The sequence below is a fragment of the Bacillus luti genome (assembly GCF_009739945.1).
GTDB classification, from domain to species: domain Bacteria; phylum Bacillota; class Bacilli; order Bacillales; family Bacillaceae_G; genus Bacillus_A; species Bacillus_A luti.
Genome location: NZ_CP040336.1, coordinates 1,363,613 through 1,384,841 on the forward strand (window position 1 = coordinate 1,363,613; position 21,229 = coordinate 1,384,841).

The 21,229-nt window shown below is 36.3% G+C and carries 25 protein-coding genes; 17 read left to right on the forward strand and 8 right to left on the reverse strand.

Annotated elements, in window-relative coordinates:
• The first annotated feature begins 46 nt into the window (after positions 1–46).
• From dapD to EUC40_RS07175, 4 genes are all read left to right on the forward strand, one after another.
• On the forward strand, positions 47–769 hold the full coding sequence (gene dapD, locus EUC40_RS07160; protein ID WP_000783241.1) for a 2,3,4,5-tetrahydropyridine-2,6-dicarboxylate N-acetyltransferase: 723 nt from the start codon (positions 47–49) through the stop codon (positions 767–769).
• A gap of 62 nt (positions 770–831) precedes the next feature.
• On the forward strand, positions 832–1,962 hold the full coding sequence (locus EUC40_RS07165) for an N-acetyldiaminopimelate deacetylase (protein ID WP_071713165.1): 1,131 nt from the start codon (positions 832–834) through the stop codon (positions 1,960–1,962).
• A 277-nt stretch (positions 1,963–2,239) separates the two neighbouring features.
• Complete coding sequence (locus tag EUC40_RS07170; RefSeq protein ID WP_098662732.1) at positions 2,240–3,106, forward strand: cytochrome C oxidase assembly protein; 867 nt, start codon at positions 2,240–2,242, stop codon at positions 3,104–3,106.
• 83 nt (positions 3,107–3,189) lie between these two features.
• Positions 3,190–3,855 carry a potassium channel family protein gene (locus tag EUC40_RS07175; protein ID WP_001290442.1) on the forward strand — a complete coding sequence of 222 codons (666 nt, stop codon included), beginning with the start codon at positions 3,190–3,192 and terminating at the stop codon, positions 3,853–3,855.
• 38 nt (positions 3,856–3,893) lie between these two features.
• On the opposite strand, the gene rnjA is transcribed toward EUC40_RS07175, so the two are convergent.
• On the reverse strand, positions 3,894–5,561 hold the full coding sequence (gene rnjA, locus EUC40_RS07180; RefSeq protein WP_000670370.1) for a ribonuclease J1: 1,668 nt from the start codon (positions 5,559–5,561) through the stop codon (positions 3,894–3,896).
• A 4-nt stretch (positions 5,562–5,565) separates the two neighbouring features.
• Positions 5,566–5,778 carry a DNA-dependent RNA polymerase subunit epsilon gene (locus EUC40_RS07185; protein ID WP_000576441.1) on the reverse strand — a complete coding sequence of 71 codons (213 nt, stop codon included), beginning with the start codon at positions 5,776–5,778 and terminating at the stop codon, positions 5,566–5,568.
• A 545-nt stretch (positions 5,779–6,323) separates the two neighbouring features.
• Here EUC40_RS07185 and EUC40_RS07190 point away from each other — a divergent pair.
• Positions 6,324–7,097 (forward strand): Cof-type HAD-IIB family hydrolase, encoded by a 774-nt coding sequence (locus EUC40_RS07190; protein WP_000998287.1) that lies wholly within the window; start codon positions 6,324–6,326, stop codon positions 7,095–7,097.
• Between the two features lie 214 nt (positions 7,098–7,311).
• On the opposite strand, the gene def is transcribed toward EUC40_RS07190, so the two are convergent.
• A complete protein-coding gene (gene def / locus EUC40_RS07195) occupies positions 7,312–7,866 on the reverse strand; it encodes a peptide deformylase (protein WP_151624439.1) in 555 nt (184 codons plus the stop codon).
• 166 nt (positions 7,867–8,032) lie between these two features.
• Positions 8,033–8,179 carry a YjcZ family sporulation protein gene (locus tag EUC40_RS07200; RefSeq protein ID WP_000274562.1) on the reverse strand — a complete coding sequence of 49 codons (147 nt, stop codon included), beginning with the start codon at positions 8,177–8,179 and terminating at the stop codon, positions 8,033–8,035.
• A 513-nt stretch (positions 8,180–8,692) separates the two neighbouring features.
• Between EUC40_RS07200 and pdhA the strand changes: the two genes are divergently transcribed.
• The 5 genes from pdhA to EUC40_RS07225 all read left to right on the forward strand — a co-directional run bounded on the left by pdhA (position 8,693) and on the right by EUC40_RS07225 (position 14,226).
• Complete coding sequence (gene pdhA, locus EUC40_RS07205) at positions 8,693–9,808, forward strand: pyruvate dehydrogenase E1 component subunit alpha (RefSeq protein WP_000536893.1); 1,116 nt, start codon at positions 8,693–8,695, stop codon at positions 9,806–9,808.
• Between the two features lie 3 nt (positions 9,809–9,811).
• The gene (gene pdhB, locus EUC40_RS07210; RefSeq protein ID WP_000068165.1) at positions 9,812–10,789 is read left to right on the forward strand and encodes a pyruvate dehydrogenase complex E1 component subunit beta; all 978 of its coding nucleotides are present in this window, start codon (positions 9,812–9,814) and stop codon (positions 10,787–10,789) included.
• Between the two features lie 93 nt (positions 10,790–10,882).
• Positions 10,883–12,172: a pyruvate dehydrogenase complex dihydrolipoyllysine-residue acetyltransferase gene (gene pdhC, locus EUC40_RS07215; RefSeq protein ID WP_000863413.1), complete on the forward strand. Its 1,290-nt coding sequence runs from the start codon at positions 10,883–10,885 to the stop codon at positions 12,170–12,172.
• A gap of 5 nt (positions 12,173–12,177) precedes the next feature.
• Positions 12,178–13,590: a dihydrolipoyl dehydrogenase gene (gene lpdA / locus EUC40_RS07220; RefSeq protein ID WP_000260106.1), complete on the forward strand. Its 1,413-nt coding sequence runs from the start codon at positions 12,178–12,180 to the stop codon at positions 13,588–13,590.
• A 408-nt stretch (positions 13,591–13,998) separates the two neighbouring features.
• Positions 13,999–14,226, forward strand: a complete 228-nt coding sequence (locus EUC40_RS07225; RefSeq protein ID WP_000858996.1) for a hypothetical protein — start codon at positions 13,999–14,001, stop codon at positions 14,224–14,226.
• Position 14,227: 1 nt separating this feature from the next.
• On the opposite strand, the gene EUC40_RS07230 is transcribed toward EUC40_RS07225, so the two are convergent.
• A complete protein-coding gene (locus EUC40_RS07230) occupies positions 14,228–14,620 on the reverse strand; it encodes a DUF1885 family protein (RefSeq protein WP_001163320.1) in 393 nt (130 codons plus the stop codon).
• A 133-nt stretch (positions 14,621–14,753) separates the two neighbouring features.
• On the opposite strand from EUC40_RS07230, the gene EUC40_RS07235 reads away from it, so the two are divergent.
• The 4 genes from EUC40_RS07235 to EUC40_RS07250 all read left to right on the forward strand — a co-directional run bounded on the left by EUC40_RS07235 (position 14,754) and on the right by EUC40_RS07250 (position 15,736).
• A complete protein-coding gene (locus EUC40_RS07235) occupies positions 14,754–15,050 on the forward strand; it encodes a DUF3055 domain-containing protein (protein ID WP_000462035.1) in 297 nt (98 codons plus the stop codon).
• A 195-nt stretch (positions 15,051–15,245) separates the two neighbouring features.
• Positions 15,246–15,374 carry a GapA-binding peptide SR1P gene (locus tag EUC40_RS07240; RefSeq protein WP_000536778.1) on the forward strand — a complete coding sequence of 43 codons (129 nt, stop codon included), beginning with the start codon at positions 15,246–15,248 and terminating at the stop codon, positions 15,372–15,374.
• A gap of 59 nt (positions 15,375–15,433) precedes the next feature.
• Positions 15,434–15,562, forward strand: a complete 129-nt coding sequence (locus EUC40_RS07245) for a GapA-binding peptide SR1P (protein WP_000536789.1) — start codon at positions 15,434–15,436, stop codon at positions 15,560–15,562.
• Between the two features lie 45 nt (positions 15,563–15,607).
• The gene (locus EUC40_RS07250; protein WP_000536786.1) at positions 15,608–15,736 is read left to right on the forward strand and encodes a GapA-binding peptide SR1P; all 129 of its coding nucleotides are present in this window, start codon (positions 15,608–15,610) and stop codon (positions 15,734–15,736) included.
• Between the two features lie 37 nt (positions 15,737–15,773).
• Here the strand turns inward: EUC40_RS07250 and EUC40_RS07255 are convergent, their stop codons facing one another.
• A complete protein-coding gene (locus EUC40_RS07255) occupies positions 15,774–16,604 on the reverse strand; it encodes a protein-glutamine gamma-glutamyltransferase (RefSeq protein WP_151624433.1) in 831 nt (276 codons plus the stop codon).
• 486 nt (positions 16,605–17,090) lie between these two features.
• Positions 17,091–18,563: an arginine decarboxylase gene (gene speA, locus EUC40_RS07260; RefSeq protein ID WP_000084893.1), complete on the reverse strand. Its 1,473-nt coding sequence runs from the start codon at positions 18,561–18,563 to the stop codon at positions 17,091–17,093.
• A gap of 368 nt (positions 18,564–18,931) precedes the next feature.
• On the opposite strand from speA, the gene EUC40_RS07265 reads away from it, so the two are divergent.
• Positions 18,932–19,201 (forward strand): UPF0223 family protein, encoded by a 270-nt coding sequence (locus EUC40_RS07265; protein WP_000456542.1) that lies wholly within the window; start codon positions 18,932–18,934, stop codon positions 19,199–19,201.
• Positions 19,202–19,282: 81 nt separating this feature from the next.
• Here EUC40_RS07265 and EUC40_RS07270 read toward each other — a convergent pair whose 3' ends face one another.
• Complete coding sequence (locus EUC40_RS07270) at positions 19,283–19,909, reverse strand: YktB family protein (RefSeq protein WP_000175086.1); 627 nt, start codon at positions 19,907–19,909, stop codon at positions 19,283–19,285.
• 206 nt (positions 19,910–20,115) lie between these two features.
• Between EUC40_RS07270 and EUC40_RS07275 the strand changes: the two genes are divergently transcribed.
• Positions 20,116–20,304 (forward strand): hypothetical protein, encoded by a 189-nt coding sequence (locus tag EUC40_RS07275; protein WP_001250164.1) that lies wholly within the window; start codon positions 20,116–20,118, stop codon positions 20,302–20,304.
• 88 nt (positions 20,305–20,392) lie between these two features.
• A complete protein-coding gene (locus tag EUC40_RS07280) occupies positions 20,393–21,184 on the forward strand; it encodes an inositol monophosphatase family protein (RefSeq protein WP_156574243.1) in 792 nt (263 codons plus the stop codon).
• Positions 21,185–21,229 lie beyond the last annotated feature (45 nt).

The following is a 21,229-nucleotide window of genomic DNA, read 5'->3' on the forward strand; positions in this document are numbered from 1 at the left end:
TCGTTTGGTAGAGTAACAGTATAAATGGATTTAGGAGGCAACAAGAATGAAAATGATGGACGCTAACGAAATTATTTCGTTTATTCAAAAAAGTGAAAAGAAAACTCCTGTAAAGGTATACATAAAAGGGGATTTAAAAGAAGTAACATTCCCTGAAACAGTACAAGCATTTGTAAATAAAAAATCCGGTGTATTATTTGGAGAATGGTCTGAAATTAAGACAATTCTTGATGAAAATAACAAGCACATTGTAGACTATGTTGTTGAAAATGACCGTCGCAATTCTGCAATTCCAATGCTTGATTTAAAAGGTATTAAAGCTCGTATTGAGCCAGGCGCGATCATTCGTGATCACGTTGAAATCGGCGACAACGCTGTTATTATGATGAATGCAACAATTAACATCGGTGCTGTAATTGGTGAAGGTTCTATGATCGACATGAACGCAGTACTTGGTGGACGTGCAACTGTCGGTAAAAATTGTCACGTAGGTGCAGGTGCTGTACTTGCAGGTGTAATTGAGCCACCTTCTGCAAAACCAGTTATCGTTGAAGATGATGTTGTAATTGGTGCAAACGTTGTTGTATTAGAAGGAGTTACAGTAGGTAAGGGTGCAGTTGTAGCAGCAGGAGCTGTTGTAACAGAAGATGTACCTCCATATACAGTTGTTGCAGGTACTCCAGCACGTGTAATTAAAGAAATTGATGAGAAGACAAAAGCAAAAACTGAAATTAAACAAGAACTTCGTCAATTAAACCCAGAGAAATAAAAACAAAAAAAGCGTAAGAGCATAAACGGGCTCTTACGCTTTTTATAGATAGAGGTGCAAAAATGACAAAGAGCAAATTCGTCCAAATTCGTAGAGATTTACATAAAATACCGGAGATTGGATTTAAAGAGTGGAAAACACAACAGTATATTTTAGATTATATAGGAACGCTTTCGGATGAATATGTAGAAGTAAAAGTATGGAAAACGGGTGTCATTGTTAAAGTAAATGGGAAAAATCCAGAAAAAATTATAGGCTATCGTGCAGATATAGACGGTTTACCAATTACTGAGGAAACTGGATATGAGTTTGCTTCTGTTCATGATGGAATGATGCATGCATGTGGGCATGATTTGCATACAACAATCGGTTTAGGACTTCTAACAGCAGCTGTAACGGAAAGAATAGATGATGACCTTGTATTCCTATTCCAGCCGGCAGAAGAAGGTCCAGGGGGGGCTCTCCCTATGTTAGAAAGTGAAGAGTTAAGGGAATGGAAACCGAATATTATTCTCGGCCTTCATATTGCACCTGAATACGCTGTAGGAACAATTGCTACAAAAGAAGGGCTGTTGTTTGCCAATACATCTGAGTTATATGTGGATTTAAAAGGGAAAGGTGGACATGCGGCTTATCCGCATACTGCAAATGATATGATTGTTGCAGCAAGTCACCTTGTTACACAGCTTCAATCCGTTATTAGTCGTAATGTGAATCCTCTTGATAGTGCGGTAATTACAATTGGGAAAATAACAGGCGGTACAGTTCAAAATATTATAGCAGAAAAGTCTCGGTTAGAAGGAACGATCCGAACGTTATCAGTGGAATCAATGAGTCGTGTTAAAAGTAGGATTGAGGCAATTGTTGCAGGTATAGAAGCTTCCTTCCAATGTGAAGCGGTTATTGACTACGGAGCGATGTATCATCAAGTGTATAATCACGAAGAGTTAACAAGGGAGTTTATGCAATTTGTACGTGAACAAACGGATATGAATGTTATTACATGTACTGAGGCAATGACAGGTGAAGATTTTGGTTATATGCTTCAAGAGATTCCTGGATTCATGTTTTGGCTTGGGGTAAATTCAGAATATGGTTTACATCACGCGAAATTAAAACCAGATGAAGAAGCGATTGAAAAGGCGATTGTGTGTATAGACCAATATGTAAAGTGGAAAGGGAATAGAAATTAACTCCCGCCTTTTTAGGGGACAAAGGCACTTTTGTTATAAGGTGTAAGCACAGCTTATATAGAGTGATTTTAGACATTAGTATACAAAATGAAGGAATGAAAATTCTTTCTTAAAAAGTTTAATTAGTTGTCTTAATAATGAGCAGGGTGAGCCGCTGCTCATTATTAATTATTGCTAATAGGAAAGAGAATTATTTAACTAACTTATATATGTTTACTTTTACTATGAAAAATGTGTAAAATCAATGTGAAACATAGAAAAAAGGGTGGGGAATTACGTGCAAATTAGCAGTGCAATGTTATGTTTTGTCTTATATGCATACGTTATTATTGCGGCGGTTTATTTTGGGATAAGTTTTTATGCCTACCGTTTAGTAGATAATAATGAATATGACGAAACATATAAATGGGTGAAGAGGTATTTATCACCTGTACTAGAAATTATGAATGGGTTTGTGCTCTTTTTATTTATTGGATTAATTGCTTTCTCAACGAGTTTAGTAGGGAATAAAACTACGCTATTTGTATTAGGTATTATTATTTTTATGTTGTTAGGAATCCGGATTGGTAATACAGTGTTTTGGAATGAAAGAAAAATAGATGGTTGGACGGGAATGTTAATCCCGTGTATGCTAGCTGCAATCGTGACGAACATAGAACATGAGTATTATCAATTACACTTTTGGCTTATTATCGTTTTAACAATTCTTTCTGTTTTGTACATAAGTACAGTAGTATTAACATACATTGCACATGAAAAAGGAGATGTTAAAGGGACTCGTTTCTTTAGAGGACGGGCATTATTTTGGAGTGTGCCAACGATGGCTGTTATAGGAATTATTGCGATATTAGTAAATGGATATCAATTTTCTGATTGGCAAATGTTTTTAGAAAATTGGTGGATTTTTATCGTTTCATTTATTGCTTTTTTAGGTGCAACGCATTATTTATTCCATCAACATCATTACAAATGGGCACTGTTATTTGCATTTACACAGCTTCTATTCGCTTTTTTCGGCCAAGAAACATTATTATTCGTTTTTGAAACATTTAGTTCATTTGGAAATATATTTGTATTTGGCATGTTGCTTGTTGGTATTTCCTTTTATTTACAACAATATTTTTATATGCAAAAACAAAAATAGGAACTATCTACAGGTTTTTGTGGCGCATATAAAGTATGCTACAATGAAAATACATAGTACTTGAAGTTATTGGAGGAATTCCTGTGAGTGAGAAAGAAAAAGAATTTGCTGTCATTGGACTTGGGCGTTTTGGTGGAAGTATTTGTCGGGAACTAGCTCAATTAGGTATGGAAGTAATGGCAATTGATTCAGATGAGGATAAAATTAATGAGTTTGCAAATATAGCCTCGCATGCTGTAATTGCAGATTCAACAGATGAGATGGTATTAAAAAGCCTTGGTATTCGTAATTTTGATCATGTAGTCGTTGCTATTGGAGATAATTTAAATTCAAGTATTTTAACAACATTGATTTTGAAAGAGTTAGGTGTAAAAAATATTACTGTAAAAGCTCAAAATGATTATCATGAAAAAGTGTTAAGTAAAATAGGTGCCGACCACATTGTGCATCCAGAGCGTGATATGGGAAAAAGGATTGCTAATAATATTGCATCAAGTAATGTATTAGACTATCTTGAACTTTCCGATGAGCATAGTATTGTAGAAATCATTGCAAATAAAAAAATTGATGGTCATTCTTTAATTGAATTAGATATTCGTGCGAAGTTTGGATTGAATATTGTAGCAATTAAACGTGGTAAAGAAGTTATTGTATCTCCTCGAGCTACGGAAAATATTCAAGCGGGAGATATATTAATTGTAATTGGTCATGACGATGAAGTAGATCGTTTTAAACATTTTTTAAGATAAATGAAAAGGACAATACCATGAAGGTATTGTCCTTTTTCTTATATTTCCATAATGATTGGTAAAATCATTGGGCGACGTTTCGTTTTCTCATATAGGAATGGTGCCAATGTGTCTGTAATTTCATTTTTAATTTCAGACCATTGTGTTGTTTTACGTTCCATTACTTTTTCTAAATGAGTTGTAATTAATGTTTGAGCGTCGTTGATTAAATCACTGCTTTCGCGCATATAAACGAAACCACGTGAAATGATATCAGGTCCGGCTGCAACTTTAAATTCTTTCATATCAATGCTTACAACTACAATAACAAGCCCTTCTTCAGAAAGGATACGACGATCGCGTAATACGATATTACCGATATCTCCAATACCATTTCCATCGATATAAACAGAACCAGATGGTATTTTACCAGCTACGCTTGCTTCATCTGAACGTAAGGCAAGAACATCTCCATTATCCATGATGAAACAGTTCTCTTCTGGAATACCGCAATCATTCGCTAATTTCATATGCATACGTTGCATACGATATTCACCATGAATTGGCATGAAATACTTCGGTTTAATTAGACGTAGCATTAGTTTTTGCTCTTCTTGTCCGCCGTGTCCACTCGTATGAATGTTTGACAGCTTACCATGAATTACGTCAGCACCAGCGCGATACAACATGTTAATTGTACGGCTTACGCTAATTGTATTACCAGGGATTGGTGAAGAAGAGAAAACAACTGTATCGCCAGGAATAATTTGAATTTGACGATGTGTACCATTAGCGATACGTGAAAGTGCTGCCATTGGCTCACCTTGACTACCTGTACATAAAATAACAACTTTATTAGCTGGTAGTCGGTTTAATTGAGCTGTATCTATAAATGTATCTTTCGGACAGCGAATATAACCGAGATTTTGTCCGATTTCTATCGCTGCTTCCATACTGCGACCAAATACAGCCACTTTCCGATTGTTTTCAACAGCTGCTTCAACAACTTGTTGCAAGCGATGGATATTTGATGCAAAGGTTGCGAAGATAATACGACCTTCTACTTTGCGGAAAATATCTTGAATACTATCACCAACGCGGCGCTCAGACATAGTAAAGTTTGGAACTTCACTATTTGTACTGTCGGATAAGAGACAAAGTACACCGTCTTTTCCGATTTCAGCCATCTTTGTTAAGTCCGCAGGTTCACCGACTGGTGTGAAATCAAATTTGAAATCACCAGTATGAACAACTTGTCCTTGAGGTGTTTTCACAACAACTCCGTACGAATCTGGGATACTGTGAGTTGTACGGAAGAAGGAAACAGATGTCTTTTTAAATTTAATAACATCATCTTCTTGAATTTCATAAAGTTTTGCTTTACGAAGTAATCCGTGCTCTTCTAATTTGTTTTTGATTAGTGCAATTGCTAATTTTCCGCCATAAATCGGAATGTTCACTTGACGTAATAAGTAAGGAATACCACCGATATGATCTTCGTGACCATGTGTAATGAATAATCCTTTAATTTTATCTTCGTTTCGCACAAAATAAGTGTAATCTGGTATTACATAATCGATTCCGAGGAGTTCGTCTTCTGGAAACTTAATTCCAGCGTCAATAATAATAATTTCATCTTGAAATTGAACAGCATATGTATTTTTACCGATTTCACCAAGTCCACCTAAAGCAAAAACGGCAGCTTGATCATTCTTTAGAAATTTCATATGACTATACGATTTCCGCTAATGTTAAATCAGCGTTTTCCTTTTCATATTCAAGATGAGCACCAGTAACAGACTGAACGAACTCGATATTATATGCGAACTTATTTAATTTTTTACGAACATCCTTCTCAGACGTAGCCTCTAAATATAAAACTTTTGTATTTTCACGTACTGGAACCTCAGTCATTTTTTCTTGATAAAATACTTTAAAAATCATTTGGAAAACCTCTCCTTGTCTATGTTTTGCATTATCTGTTACTTATTATAAAGCAAACAGTCACGATTTTCATGTTTTTTCGAATGAGAATGAAGAAAAAGCCCGAAATGGGCACAATTTAAGCGATTGTCTTTTTGCGGACTAGATCATTTAAATAACGCTTGAGCTTTTTCTTCAGCTTCTTCAGCATGATTACTCCTTCCTTCCCTTATTTTAAACATGCATATTACTAGTAAAAACTCCGCCTCTGACATAAGAAAGAGAACAAAAGTTAATTGTGAATCTTGTCCTTTCTCATACAGTGAAAAGTATTCTATAGTAACGATTAGTAGCCGCTAGTTATAGGTATAGTATGAGAAAGAATAGAAAAGAAAATTCATACGAACAAGTATCACATTTTTACTAATATATATATGCAGGTTTCATTAATAAGGTTAGAAAGTGAACGCTTTCTTCACAGATGTTTAATATGTTATACTTTTTTTTGGAATTTGAAAAGTGATAATCAAAATAGGAGTATAGAGTGCCAGAAAGGATTTTGACAAATGAATGATAAAATTGTCTTTTTTGATATTGATGGAACATTATTAGATCACGATAAAAAAATACCGCAATCTACACGAGATGCAGTAAGACAGTTACAAGAAAAAGGTGTGCATGTAGCAATTGCAACAGGGCGTGCGCCATTTATGTTTGAAGATATTCGCAAGGAACTCAATATACATAATTATGTTAGTTTTAATGGTCAGTATGTTGTATTTGAAGATGAAGTAATATTTAATAATCCGTTACATTCAGCTGCCTTGCATAAGTTTACTCAGTTTGCAAAAGAAGAAGGGTATCCACTCGTATATCTTGATCATCAAGATATGAGAGCATCAGTGGAATATCATGATTATGTGAAAGAAGGATTCGGAAGCTTAAATTTTGAGCATCCAGCATATGAACCGGATTTTTATGAGAAACGTAATATTTATCAAACACTTCTTTTCTGCGAAGTAAATGAAGAGGAAAAGTTTATTAATCAGTACCCAGATTTTCATTTTATTCGTTGGCATGCGTATTCAATGGATATTATTCCAAATGGTGGTTCTAAGGCAAAAGGAATTGAGAAATTTATTGAGAAATTAGGGTTTAACCGTGAACAAGTGTATGCATTTGGAGATGGATTAAATGATTTGGAAATGATTGAAGCAGTTGGGACAGGTATTGTGATGGGAAATGGTCATGAAGATCTGAAAAAACTTGCGAATTATGTAACAAAGGATGTTAGTGAAGACGGTATATATCATGGATTAAAATGGGCTGAATTGCTATAAGTGAATATGGAACCCATTTCATACAATAAAAAGGCGGAAGTTTAACTTCCGCCTTTTTATCCTGCTATTTGCGGCCAGAAAGACGCCCACCTAAAAATTCGGTACGTGCGAGAAAGCTAGGAGGGGGATTAACGGCCCATAAAAGTTCGATTGGTACGGGCTAATAATCAGAGTGGATGGACACCTCTCTCTGATTAAAGTTTCACCTTAATTATTATCGCTCCAAAGGTTTGGACTCATCGGGAGCGGCAAATGGATTCTCTTTATTAATATGGTCATAGAACATAACCCCATTTAAATGGTCGATTTCATGCTGGAATACGATTGCTGGCAAACCTTTTAAACGTAATTTAACTTCTTCTCCGTTAATAGATGTTGCTTTCACTGTAATCCTTGTGTAACGAGGGACATAGCCTGGTACGTCGCGGTCTACAGAAAGACAGCCTTCCCCATTTTGTAAATATGTACGTTCAACAGAATGACTAATAATTTTCGGGTTAAATAATGCATGGCTATATAACGTACCGTTCGTATCAGTTACATGAACCGCAATCATTTTCTTTGAAATCCCGATTTGCGGAGCTGCTAATCCGATTCCAGGGCGTAGACTATATTTTTCAGCCATTTCAGGATCTTGGCTATTTATTACAAATTCAATCATTTCTTTAAGGGTATTTGTATCTTCTTCACTCGCAGGTATGGATACCTCTTCTGCAACATTGCGCAAAATAGGATTTCCTTCGCGAATTACATCATTCATTGTAAGCATATGTAATCTCTCCTTTCCCCTTTAGTCTACCAAAGGAGATGAAAAAAGTCATCGACAAGTGAGAGGATCCTTTTGGAAATCGTTTTACTATAGGTGAGTTATGTATGTGATAAAAAGAAAAGACGGCAAAGCCGTCTGTTTCTTTCCATAGTTGTTTCATTTTACATTAGCGAATGCAAGCAGCACCAACGATAATTAAAAGGATAAACAACACAACGATTAAGGCAAAGCCGCGTCCAGACCCGCCACAAGAACCGCCATAACCGTAGGAAGGATATGAACAAGTTGGATAGCAATATGAGTATCCGTACATGAGATGACCTCCTTTATCATTTCCCGCTAATACTGCGGTTACTACAATGTATGGAGGGAAGAGTAGAAATGTATAGGTATTTACCTATAAAAGGAAGAAGAGTTTGTATATTTTTGCTAAGAAGAGAGAAAAATTAAAGAGAATTAAATCGTTTACATATTATTCTAAGAGAAAAAACAAGTTAAAAAGGGAATAATATAACAGTAGGTTAATGCTTACTAATACAGATGTGAAAAATAAAAACACGTTTGTGGAGAAGAAACCTGCAGATTATTTATAAAAAAACGTATTCAAAGTAATTGACATCGTAATTAGAATAGTTGTAAACTAAAAAACGTGATCAAGATTGTATTAATATGTTTCTGAAAAAACATTAGTACAGATTGTTAGGTACACAAAATTATTCTCAACCGACAAATAAATTTGTTGGTTTACATTGTTGCGTTTTCGTTTTAGCTAACAGCTAGTGAAAGCGTTTCAGAATATGGTTCAAGAGAGGAAGAGGTGAACGGAATGGGTACTAAAACAAAAAAGACCCTATTTAATGTTGATGAGCAAATGAAAGCTATCGCAGCTCAATTTGAAACATTACAAATTTTAAATGAAAAAGGCGAAGTTGTGAATGAAGCAGCTATGCCTGAATTATCTGATGATCAATTAAAAGAATTAATGCGCCGTATGGTGTATACTCGCGTACTAGATCAACGTTCTATTTCTTTAAACCGTCAAGGACGTTTAGGTTTCTACGCACCAACAGCTGGACAAGAGGCTTCTCAGTTAGCAAGTCATTTCGCACTTGAAGCAGAAGATTTCATCTTACCAGGATATCGTGATGTGCCACAATTAGTATGGCACGGTTTACCATTATACCAAGCATTCTTATTCTCTCGTGGACATTTCATGGGTAACCAAATGCCTGAGAATGTAAATGCACTTGCTCCACAAATCATTATCGGTGCGCAAATCATCCAAACTGCTGGTGTTGCGTTAGGTATGAAACTACGTGGTAAAAAATCTGTTGCAATTACTTACACTGGTGACGGTGGTGCTTCACAAGGTGACTTCTACGAAGGTATGAACTTTGCGGGTGCATTCAAAGCTCCAGCAATCTTCGTTGTACAAAACAACCGTTATGCAATCTCTACTCCAGTAGAAAAGCAATCTGCAGCTAAAACTGTAGCTCAAAAAGCAGTAGCAGCAGGTATTTACGGAATTCAAGTAGACGGTATGGATCCATTAGCTGTATACGCAGCAACTGCTTTCGCTCGTGAGCGCGCAGTAAATGGCGAAGGTCCTACTTTAATCGAGACTTTAACATTCCGTTACGGTCCACATACAATGGCTGGTGATGACCCAACTCGTTACCGTACAAAAGATATCGAAAACGAATGGGAACAAAAAGATCCAATCGTACGTTTCCGTGCTTTCTTAGAAAACAAAGGCCTATGGTCTCAAGAAGTTGAAGAGAAAGTAATCGAAGAAGCGAAAGAAGATATCAAACAAGCAATCGCTAAGGCTGACCAAGCTCCAAAACAAAAAGTTACTGATTTAATGGAAATCATGTACGAAAAAATGCCTTACAACTTAGCTGAACAATATGAAATTTACAAAGAAAAGGAGTCGAAGTAAGCCATGGCTCAAATGACAATGATTCAAGCAATCACTGATGCTTTACGCGTTGAAATGAAAAATGATCCTAACGTACTTGTGTTTGGTGAAGACGTTGGTGTAAACGGCGGTGTATTCCGTGCTACTGAAGGTTTACAAGCTGAATTCGGTGAAGACCGTGTAATGGATACTCCACTTGCAGAGTCTGGTATCGGTGGACTTGCAGTTGGACTTGCACTTGAAGGATTCCGTCCAGTTCCTGAAATCCAATTCTTCGGTTTCGTTTATGAAGTAATGGATTCAATCTCTGGTCAATTAGCTCGTATGCGTTACCGTTCTGGTGGACGTTGGACTGCTCCAGTAACAGTTCGTTCTCCATTCGGTGGTGGTGTTCATACTCCTGAACTACATGCTGATAGCTTAGAAGGATTAGTGGCTCAACAACCTGGTCTAAAAGTTGTTATCCCATCTACTCCATACGATGCAAAAGGTCTTTTAATCTCTGCGATTCGTGACAACGATCCAGTTATCTACTTAGAGCATATGAAATTGTACCGTTCATTCCGTCAAGATGTACCAGAAGGCGACTACACAATTGATTTAGGCAAAGCTGATATCAAGCGTGAAGGTACAGACGTATCTGTTATCGCTTACGGTGCTATGGTTCATGCTGCATTAAAAGCTGCTGAAGAACTTGAAAAAGAAGGTATCTCTTTAGAGGTTGTTGACTTACGTACAGTTCAACCATTAGATATCGAAACAATCATCGCTTCTGTTGAAAAAACAGGCCGCGTAGTTGTAGTTCAAGAAGCTCAAAAACAAGCTGGTATTGCAGCAAACGTTGTAGCGGAAATTAACGACCGTGCAATCTTAAACTTAGAAGCTCCAGTTGTACGTGTTGCAGCTGCTGATACAGTATTCCCATTCTCTCAAGCTGAGAGCGTATGGTTACCAAACCACAAAGATATTGTTGAAGCTGTTAACAAAGTAATGAACTTCTAATTTTTAGCTTTTCATGTGCAAAAGAAATCAGCACATGCTGGTTTCTTTTGTACATATTCTATAATAATGAAATGAATCAGGGGGCTGAATTCCGTGGCATTTGAATTTAAACTACCAGATATCGGTGAAGGTATCCACGAAGGTGAAATCGTAAAATGGTTTATTAAACCAGGCGATGAAGTAAATGAAGACGATGTACTTCTTGAAGTACAAAATGATAAAGCAGTAGTAGAAATCCCTTCTCCTGTTAAAGGTAAAGTACTTGAAGTACTTGTAGAAGAAGGAACAGTTGCAATTGTAGGAGATACATTAATTAAATTTGATGCTCCTGGATACGAAAACCTTAAATTTAAAGGTGACGACCATGATGAAGCTCCAAAAGCTGAAGAAGCAGCAGTAGAAGCTCCAGCAGCGGAAGCTACTCCAGCAGCAACTGCAGAAGTAGTAAATGAGCGCGTAATCGCTATGCCATCTGTTCGTAAATATGCTCGTGAAAAAGGTGTAGACATTCATAAAGTAGCTGGTTCTGGTAAGAACGGCCGCGTTGTGAAAGCTGACATCGATGCATTTGCAAATGGTGGACAAACAGTAGCAGCAACTGAGGCTCCAGCAGCAGTAGAAGCTACTCCAGCAGCAGCAAAAGAAGAAGCACCAAAAGCACAACCAATCCCAGCTGGTGAATATCCAGAAACTCGTGAGAAAATGAGTGGTATCCGTAAAGCGATTGCGAAAGCAATGGTTAACTCTAAACATACAGCTCCTCACGTAACATTAATGGATGAAGTTGATGTAACTGAGCTTGTTGCTCACCGTAAGAAGTTCAAAGCAGTAGCAGCTGACAAAGGTATTAAATTAACTTACCTTCCATACGTTGTAAAAGCTTTAACATCTGCATTACGTGAATTCCCAATGTTGAATACTGCTTTAGACGATGCTTCTCAAGAAATCGTTCACAAACATTACTTCAACATCGGTATCGCAGCTGATACAGACAAAGGTCTATTAGTACCAGTTGTTAAAGATACAGATCGCAAGTCAATCTTCACTATTTCTAACGAGATCAATGATCTTGCTGGTAAAGCACGTGAAGGTCGTCTAGCTCCTGCTGAAATGAAAGGTGCTTCTTGCACAATTACAAACATTGGTTCTGCAGGTGGACAATGGTTCACTCCGGTTATCAACCACCCAGAAGTAGCAATCCTTGGTATCGGCCGTATCGCTGAAAAACCAGTTGTGAAAAACGGTGAGATTGTTGCAGCTCCAGTATTAGCATTATCTCTAAGCTTTGACCATCGTTTAATTGACGGCGCAACTGCTCAAAAAGCATTAAACCAAATTAAACGTCTATTGAATGACCCACAATTATTAGTAATGGAGGCGTAATAACAATGGTAGTAGGAGATTTCCCAATTGAATTAGATACAGTCGTTGTTGGTGCAGGTCCTGGTGGATACGTTGCGGCAATTCGTGCAGCACAATTAGGTCAAAAGGTAGCAATCATCGAAAAAGCTAACCTTGGTGGCGTATGCTTAAACGTTGGATGTATTCCTTCAAAAGCGTTAATCAATGCAGGTCATCGTTATGAGAATGCAATGCATTCTGATGACATGGGTATCACTGCAGAGAACGTAAAAGTTGACTTTACAAAAGTTCAAGAATGGAAAAACGGCGTAGTTAAGAAATTAACTGGCGGTGTTGAAGGCCTTCTTAAAGGTAACAAAGTTGAAATCATTCGCGGTGAAGCTTACTTCGTAGATGCTAACACTTTACGCGTAATGACTGAAGATGCAGCTCAAACTTACACGTTTAAAAATGCTGTTCTTGCAACTGGTTCTACACCAATCGAAATTCCTGGATTCAAATACTCTAAACGTGTTATCAACTCTACAGGCGCTTTAAGCTTACCTGAAATTCCTAAAAAACTTGTTGTAATCGGCGGCGGTTACATCGGTATGGAATTAGGTACTGCATATGCTAACTTCGGTACAGAAGTTACTGTAGTAGAAGCTGGCGACGAAATTCTAGCTGGTTTCGAAAAAGCTATGAGCTCTGTTGTTAAACGTGCTCTTCAGAAAAAAGGCAACGTAAATATCCATACAAAAGCTATGGCTAAAGGCGTTGAAGAAACAGAAACTGGCGTAAAAGTTAGCTTCGAAGTTAAAGGTGAAATCCAAACTGTAGAAGCAGATTACGTATTAGTAACTGTAGGTCGTCGTCCAAACACTCAAGAAATCGGTCTTGAGCAAGTTGGAGTTAAAATGACTGACCGCGGCATCATCGAAATCGATGAGCAATGTCGTACAAATGTATCAAACATCTATGCAATCGGTGATATCGTTCCTGGACCACCATTAGCTCACAAAGCTTCTTACGAAGGTAAAGTAGCTGTTGAAGCAATTAGTGGCCATGCATCAGCAATCGATTACATCGGAATTCCTGCAGTATGCTTCACTGATCCAGAATTAGCATCTGTTGGTTACACTAAGAAACAAGCAGAAGAAGCAGGAATGACTGTAGCTGTATCTAAATTCCCATTCGCTGCAAACGGTCGTGCGTTATCATTAAACAGCACTGACGGTTTCCTACAACTTGTAACACGTAAAGAAGATGGTCTTCTTGTAGGTGCTCAAGTTGCAGGTGCAGGTGCTTCTGATATTATCTCTGAGATTGGTTTAGCTATCGAAGCTGGAATGACAGCTGAAGATATCGCTCAAACAATCCATGCTCACCCAACATTAGGTGAAATCACAATGGAAGCAGCTGAAGTTGCTCTTGGAATGCCAATTCACATTGTAAAATAAATAATGAAAAAAAGCGTCTCTTAAATTTTAGAGACGCTTTTTTTATTTTCTATCTTAAATGGATATATTTCTTTACTTGCACTAGTGTTCTTGCAACGAAATAGAACAATAGCGGCATTTAGTTCTTTAAGAGCCTTTATAAGGTTATTAATTTCTGCAAAACGTAGATTAATAAAAGTGTTTGTTTGAATTCTTGTGCGAATAAAGGATAAGTTGCATTTACATAAGAATCTTTAATAATGACAACATGCAGTTTGTTTTGCATATAAATAGTTATGAGCCTAAAAAATACTAGAAGAATAGAGAATAAAAGTCTTAAATAATTGATACACATAGAAGCATATTTTGAAATATAGAGAGGATCAGGCTGAATTATATAATAGAAGGGATATATGAGGAGGTAACGCTATGAAAACTACGCTAGTTTCATTTTTGCACCTAGTTTTATGGAGTGGATTTTCAGCAGTGTTATTATTATCAAGTCGTGATAAACTTCATTATAAAATTTTTCTTTTTCTCATATTTGTTTACTTAGCGTATGTAATAGCGTATTTCATACTAAGTGCAAGGAGAAAAGCGATATTTCTTACTTGCACAAATAGTATGGTTTTTTTAATCATTTATTTTTGTTTTTAAATTAACGTTTATAGAAATACATTGTTCTTCCATTAAATAATTGTAACTCTCCTTCTAATTTCTTCGCTAGAAAACGACTAAATTCATTTGCTTTACCTTTATCGCCAAATGTTGCTGTAGTAGGTAAAGAAATTTGAATGAAAGACTGCTCTTTTTCTATTCCAATTCCTACATAAATCGAATCATATCGATCGTGACTCGATTGGAGTTTTAACGTTGTCATTGATGTATCTAATATTTCATAAGGAAAAGCTGTATTTGTATAAGCATAATTAATTTGATCGCCAGTCCTGGCAGTGACGGTTTTATAGTTATCAAAAAGGTGTTTTACATCCTCTATTGAAACAGATTGTTGATTGGAATTAGGTACAAGCGTAATAAAGGCATGTTGCATATAAGTTCCCCCCTAATTTAGTAGAATACTATCATTCTACATCCTACTGAATTTTTTGACAATTAAAAGGAGTATTACTTTTTTTGTTTAATATAGTATGAGTAGGATAGGTGATCTAGAAAGGTGGAAGCCGATGTTTGAAAAATTGTATGATGAGCATGAAAGTGTGAAGGTACGATTTTTGGGGTTTATGACACATGATACGCGTTATGATTTTGGGGTTATTTATACAAATATGTTTTTTGGGAAGCCACTCATTGTTTGTATGCAGACGGGAAGGTCTACTTTGCTTGGACAAGATGATGTGGAGAATGTTCAATATATGCAGGAAATTTTTAAGTTAGGGTCGGAAGAGGAAGCGATGGAGTTAGCTCAGTTTTTCAAATTTCTTGTTCCGTCTACTTCTTTACATGCGGAGTATGAAGAATAATTAACGAGAAACAGTCGTACGTATGATTATGGCTGTTTTTTTGTTTGAATATCGCATACTAATTAAATTTAAAAATATTTAATGTGTTATACTAAAAACCTATTGACGTAAAAAGTATAACATATTAAAATAAAGACAGAAAGTTAAGCGGTTACAAAAAGTTTTTGGGATTATAAACTTAGGGGGAAATGGAAAATGGGAACAATCGTATGTCAAGATTGTGAAGGTACAATTGCACACTTCGAGGATGAGAAAGTAACGGTACTTTACGGGAAATGTGGATCTTGCGGATGTGATCACACAGAGCATACAAAAGCCCAATAATTGATAAGAAATGGACAGCTAAAAGTTTTTAGGACCATAAACTTAGGGGGAAATGAAACATGGGAACAATCGTATGTCAAGTATGCGAAGGAACAATCGCGCATTTTGAAGATGAGAAAACGACAGTACTTTATGGGAAATGTGGTACAAATTGTGATTGTGCTAGTAGAGATAACGCGAAAGCTTAATGATAAATAAGTAGATTACTATTAAAACTCAGGGGGAAATGAAACATGGGAACAATCGTATGCCAAGTATGTGAAGGAACAATTGCACATTTTGAAGATGAAAAATCAACAGTATTATATGGGAAATGTGGATCTCATTGCGAGTGTAACCATAAAGAACATAAAAAAGCTTAATAATAAGAAAGAGCGCCTACATATGTAGGCGCTCTTTTTAATAAATTGTAGTTGTATGGCCAACTGTTGCAACGATGGCATCATCTCTAATTGGAATAAACCCTATGGCTGTTTGTGGTGTGTTTGGAGAAGCGTAGTGACTCATTAGACGGCTATCAATACGAGTAATCGTATCAGTCAAAAAAGCTGAAATAAAAGCGTAAGGGACTCTTCGTTCATTTAATGAGTAGATAATTTCTTCTTTTGTTTTTACACCTACGCCATGTCCGTAAAAAAAGAAGTTTCCTAGATAGATTGTATTTTCTCCTTGCCACTCGATCGTAGCTGGATTCACTTGTGGATTTTTAAAATAAACGAGATCGCCTGGAACAAGATCGCCCCCTGTTTTTGTTATGAGCTTTAAATCTTGATCGTAGTCCCATGTATAAAGTAAAAGGTTAGCAAATAGGCGGTTGAAAGTTTCTTCCTCATATAATGATAGTAAAGCTTTGTAAAAAATAATTATCATAGCGGTTGCGCATTCAGTTCCATATAGTTTACCGTTTTTGAAAATATCTTGGATGGCAATAGAAGGTGGAATGTTTGGGAGGAGCTGGAATCCTCCTAGTGATGTTCTTTTCCAAAACTGGGGGTTGCAAAAAGATTGTTGGAACGTACGAAATTGAAATCCACTTTGAAAAAGTTCTAATGCAGAGATAATAATATTAACGCGCAAATTTAAATCAAAGCTGAGTTCATCAGCTGTTCGGAAGGAATAAACTTCTTGATTTCCCGCCATTATGGATAAAATTTGTTGCTTCTCAGCTGCAAATGGCTCATATTCATTTGTGATATACGGGTGTACAATAGAACGGCCTATTACAATCATAATGGTATCCCCACCTATATGTTACAGATTTCGCGATACAGGAAAGCCCAATATAGGACTTTAGTAGGATGAAAGTATCGCTTGTTTATAGAAAAATATTTATATATTCGGTACATATTAACTATAGACAAATACAAGTCTTTAAAACGCCAATATGTTCTTTGAAAAAAGATATCGTAGGAAGCTCGATAGTCGGATTCAAGTTATCGGTAAAATGATATGTGTCGTCAAGAACAAGACGCTAAAACACCTGAACACGAATCTGTACGGTATTGTGATAGAACGGTAGCTCACGAACCTATAAAGGCGTGTCGTGAGAGTAGTGATGGCACACCGCAATCTTGCACGTCAGCGATACTAGAAATGGACATCGCCTTTGGTAGCAAGAATCCCACTAACGTTAGTCAGCTTGCCCTAGGAAGGGTGGGAGTGTCAAATTCTTTAATATCGTATGAAAAAAAGAAAAAAAGGTGAAAGAAAAGCCTATCAAATGATAGGCTTGTACTCTTTAATGACACGTAATGTTTGCAATGTCATATCTTCAGGACCTTGTACAGGTAAACCTGCTTCTAAATTTTTACGAATATACTCTAAGTTATCTTGTGTAATAATTTCCCCCGGAGTAAAGATTGGAATCCCTGGTGGATAAACCATAACAAAATCAGCTATAATACGACCCGCTGCATTTTCAAATGGAATGACTTCTGTTTCTGAATAAAAAGCATCTCGAGGAGAAAGTGCTAGCACCGGTATTTCCGGAATTTCTACTTGTACTTGAACACCTTTATCTGCCCTATTACTAAATGTTGCTGCTAAATCTTGTAATGCTGTAATAAGTGTATTTGTTTCACTTTCTGTATCTCCAAAAGTGATAAGGCATAGTATGTTGTATAAATCTGAGAGTTCTACTTCAATGTTATAGTGCTCTCTAAGCCATACTTCAGCCTGATGGCCGGTAATACCTAAATCTTTTACAGATACAATTATCTTTGTAGGATCATAGTTAAAAGTAGCGTCTGTACCTAACATTTCTTTTCCAGGACAGTAAAGATGCTCAATAGCATTTATAGCATCACGAACATGTTCAGCTAATTGTATTGTTTGTTCTATAAGCGCTTTTCCTTCTGTAGCGAGACGTTTTCTAGCAACATCAAGTGATGCTAACAAAATGTAAGAAGTTGATGTAGTCGTAAGCATGCTAATAATAGATTGGACATGTTTTACGTTCACAAGGCCTTCCTTCACATTAAGAATAGAACTTTGAGTTAAAGAACCTCCTAATTTGTGAACACTTGTTGCTGCCATGTCTGCACCGGCTTGCATCGCTGACATTGGCAATTCATCATGGAAATGAATATGAACACCATGAGCTTCATCGACTAGTACAGGGATATCGTATGAATGTGCTAATTGTACAATCTGTTCTAAGTCTGCAGCAAAGCCGAAGTATGTTGGATTAATAACAAGTAAGCCTTTCGCATCTGAGTGCTCTTCAAGTGCCTTTTTGACAGATTGAATTGTGATTCCGTGTGAAATTCCAAGTTTTGGATCGATCTCAGGATGCATGAAAATCGGTTTTGCACCTGAGAAAATAATCGCTGACATTACTGATTTATGCACGTTCCGTGGTACTAGGATTTTGTCACCAGGACCGCAAACGCTCATCACCATTGTCATAATTGCGCCACTTGTACCTTGAATAGAAAAGAAAGTATGATCTGCACCAAATGCAGCGGCGGCTAAATCCTGTGCTTCTTTAATCATACCTTTTGGATGATGTAAATCATCGAGCGGCGCAATATTAATTAAATCAATTGCTAATGCATTATGCCCAATAAATTCGCGAAATGTAGGATCCATGCCTTGTCCTTTTTTGTGGCCAGGAATATGGAATTGAATTGGATTTCGCTTACTGTGCTCAACTAAAGCGGTAAACAATGGTGTTTCGTATTGGGACAATCTATACACCCCTTCTTCTTCATAATATTTAGTATAATTTGTTTTATATAATCCTGTTCTAAAAAAGCTAAGTTCTTTTTCAGAGTAAGGCTTGTTTTTCTGCCATTCCAAAAAGCTTTTTTGAGATGGTAGGTTCACTTTATTTTCTATAAAACAAAAGCATTATATCACCAATAATTATAGATGTATAGAAAAAAATATTTTTAAGGTGAGTATGTTTAAAAGTTAGGTTCAATGAATGAATAGAGGGAGACAATTCCATTAAAATGAATAAATAGTGTATAATGCAAAGTGTCTATAGGGAAGAAGAAAAAAATCTCTTCAAGATAGCATATTGAAATAAGAAGAAATGATAAATGAGGTGCAAAATGGAATATCAATATCCGTTAGATTATGATTGGTCAAATGAGGAAATGGTTGCAATTGTGAAGTTTTATGAAGCAATTGAGAAAGCATATGAAAAAGGAATTATGAGAGAGGAATTAATGGGATTGTATCGTCGTTTTAAAGAGATTGTTCCATCGAAAGCAGAAGAAAAGAAAATCGATAAAGAGTTTCAAGAAGTAAGTGGATATTCTATATATCGTGCCATTCAAAGGGCTAAAGAAGTCGAAGAACAAAAGCTTGTGAAAATGTAAAAAATATTTTGAAAAATAAAAACTGAAGTGATATAATGTGATAACAACTAAAAACGGACAATATAAATTGTCCGTTTTCTACTATCGATTACAAAGTGCATATAAAGGAAGGAGTGATTGCATCGTAGATTCAATCTTAGCAAGGAATTGTTCGTTGGTCATTGCTGAAAACTCCTCTGGTGATATATGAATACCAACTAATAATTCTGCTTTTTTCACAGTAGCTAAACGTTCAATCATCTTTTGTAAGTCTTCTGTTTCAAGTGTTTTATGTAATTTTACACTCGGTTTAGTATGGTCAATGGACCAAACGAAATTATTTGGAATATTTGTTTTTAAATCATTTAAATGTTCTAAGAAGGCGTGAGCCGTCTCCACTTTTTGTGGACACTCATAGATTAAACCAAAGTATATGAAGGCATGAGTACCCCATAATCCAATTTGGAAATGTGGTAACATTTTATATCCGCGTTTATTTGTTGAAAAAGCAACCCAAGTATCATTTGGTGGATTGACTTTACGACGTGCGTGTTTTGCTACATGATAGAAAAAGTTTTCATCAGTTTGTTTGGATAAATACTCTGCAAACTGTTCCCCTAAAGCTTCTAGCTTAGGATGAATATTCGTTTTAATTGCACTCATTCGTTCTTCGAGACCATCAACTGTAAAGACCTCAAAATCAGTTGATTTGAATGTTTGTAGTGTCATGATTGTTCCTCCAACTCCTATTTTGCTTTTATTTTAGCATAGCTTGTACTATTCATAAAAAAAACAGCACAAAAAAATTTAAATAAAAAAATATAATTTTGTTGCATAGATGATTTATCCAACATAGTATAGTATAAAACAAAAAATCAGAAAATTGAATTAATTCTAGTCCGAGGGCAGACGAATATTGGGAGGAGGCAAATAATATGAGACAGGTGATTAATGCGTTAAAGAGAACAGATGCTGAAAAGAGGATTCCGGTGCTACGTTTGGAGCTAGATTATGAATTAGCAACATTATATGATGCGATGATGGAAGACGATAAGCAGAAAAAAGAAGAGTGTGTACAAAAGTTAGAAGTGTTAAGACTTGAAATGATTCGTTTAGAAGCGTAATAATAGTATATGTATAAAAAATTAGTTGGTGCGAACCTTATAAAGGGTTCGTTTTTTCTGTGAACAGTAAAGATCGGAGTGTTTAAACATGCACGAGGTATGGAAAGACATTGATACACACGCGAAACAATGGATTCGAGACGCAGGAGAGCGTTTAATGTTATCGATGAAAAAAGCACTTATTATAGAAACAAAATCAAATGCAGCAGATTTAGTAACAAATATGGATCGAGAAACGGAGCAGTATTTAATTGGGAAAATTAAAGAAACATACCCGGAACATTATATTTTAGGCGAAGAAGGTTACGGAGATGAGGTTACTTCATCTGATGGGGTTGTTTGGTTAATTGATCCAATTGATGGTACGATGAACTTTGTTCATCAAAAAAGAAATTTCGCAATCTCAATTGGGATTTATGAGAACGGTATCGGAAAAATTGGCCTAATCTATGATCCAGTGCATGATGAATTATATCATGCTGTACAGGGGGAAGGGGCTTTTTGTAATGATGTATCTATTCCCATGTTGGAAGAGGGTACAGTAGAACAAGGAATCATTGCTCTAAATGCAATTTGGCTTACTGACAACCAATTGCTTAATATGGAAAAAATGATGAAGCTTGTTAAGAAAGCGAGAGGTACGAGGTCATATGGTTGCGCAGCATTAGAAATGGTATATGTTGCAACGGGCAGAATAGATGCATATATAACACCGAGGTTATCACCATGGGATTTTGGTGGGGGGCAAATAATAGTAGAGGAAGTTGGAGGAAAGGTGACAACATTCTCCGGAACTCCACTTTCTATCGTAGAGAAGAGCAACGTGTTAGTTGGAAAGCCGGGCGTATATGAAGAAATATTACCATTCGTATCGCAATAACAAAAAAAGTAAGAGGCTATTAAAGGAGCTTCTTACTTTTTAACG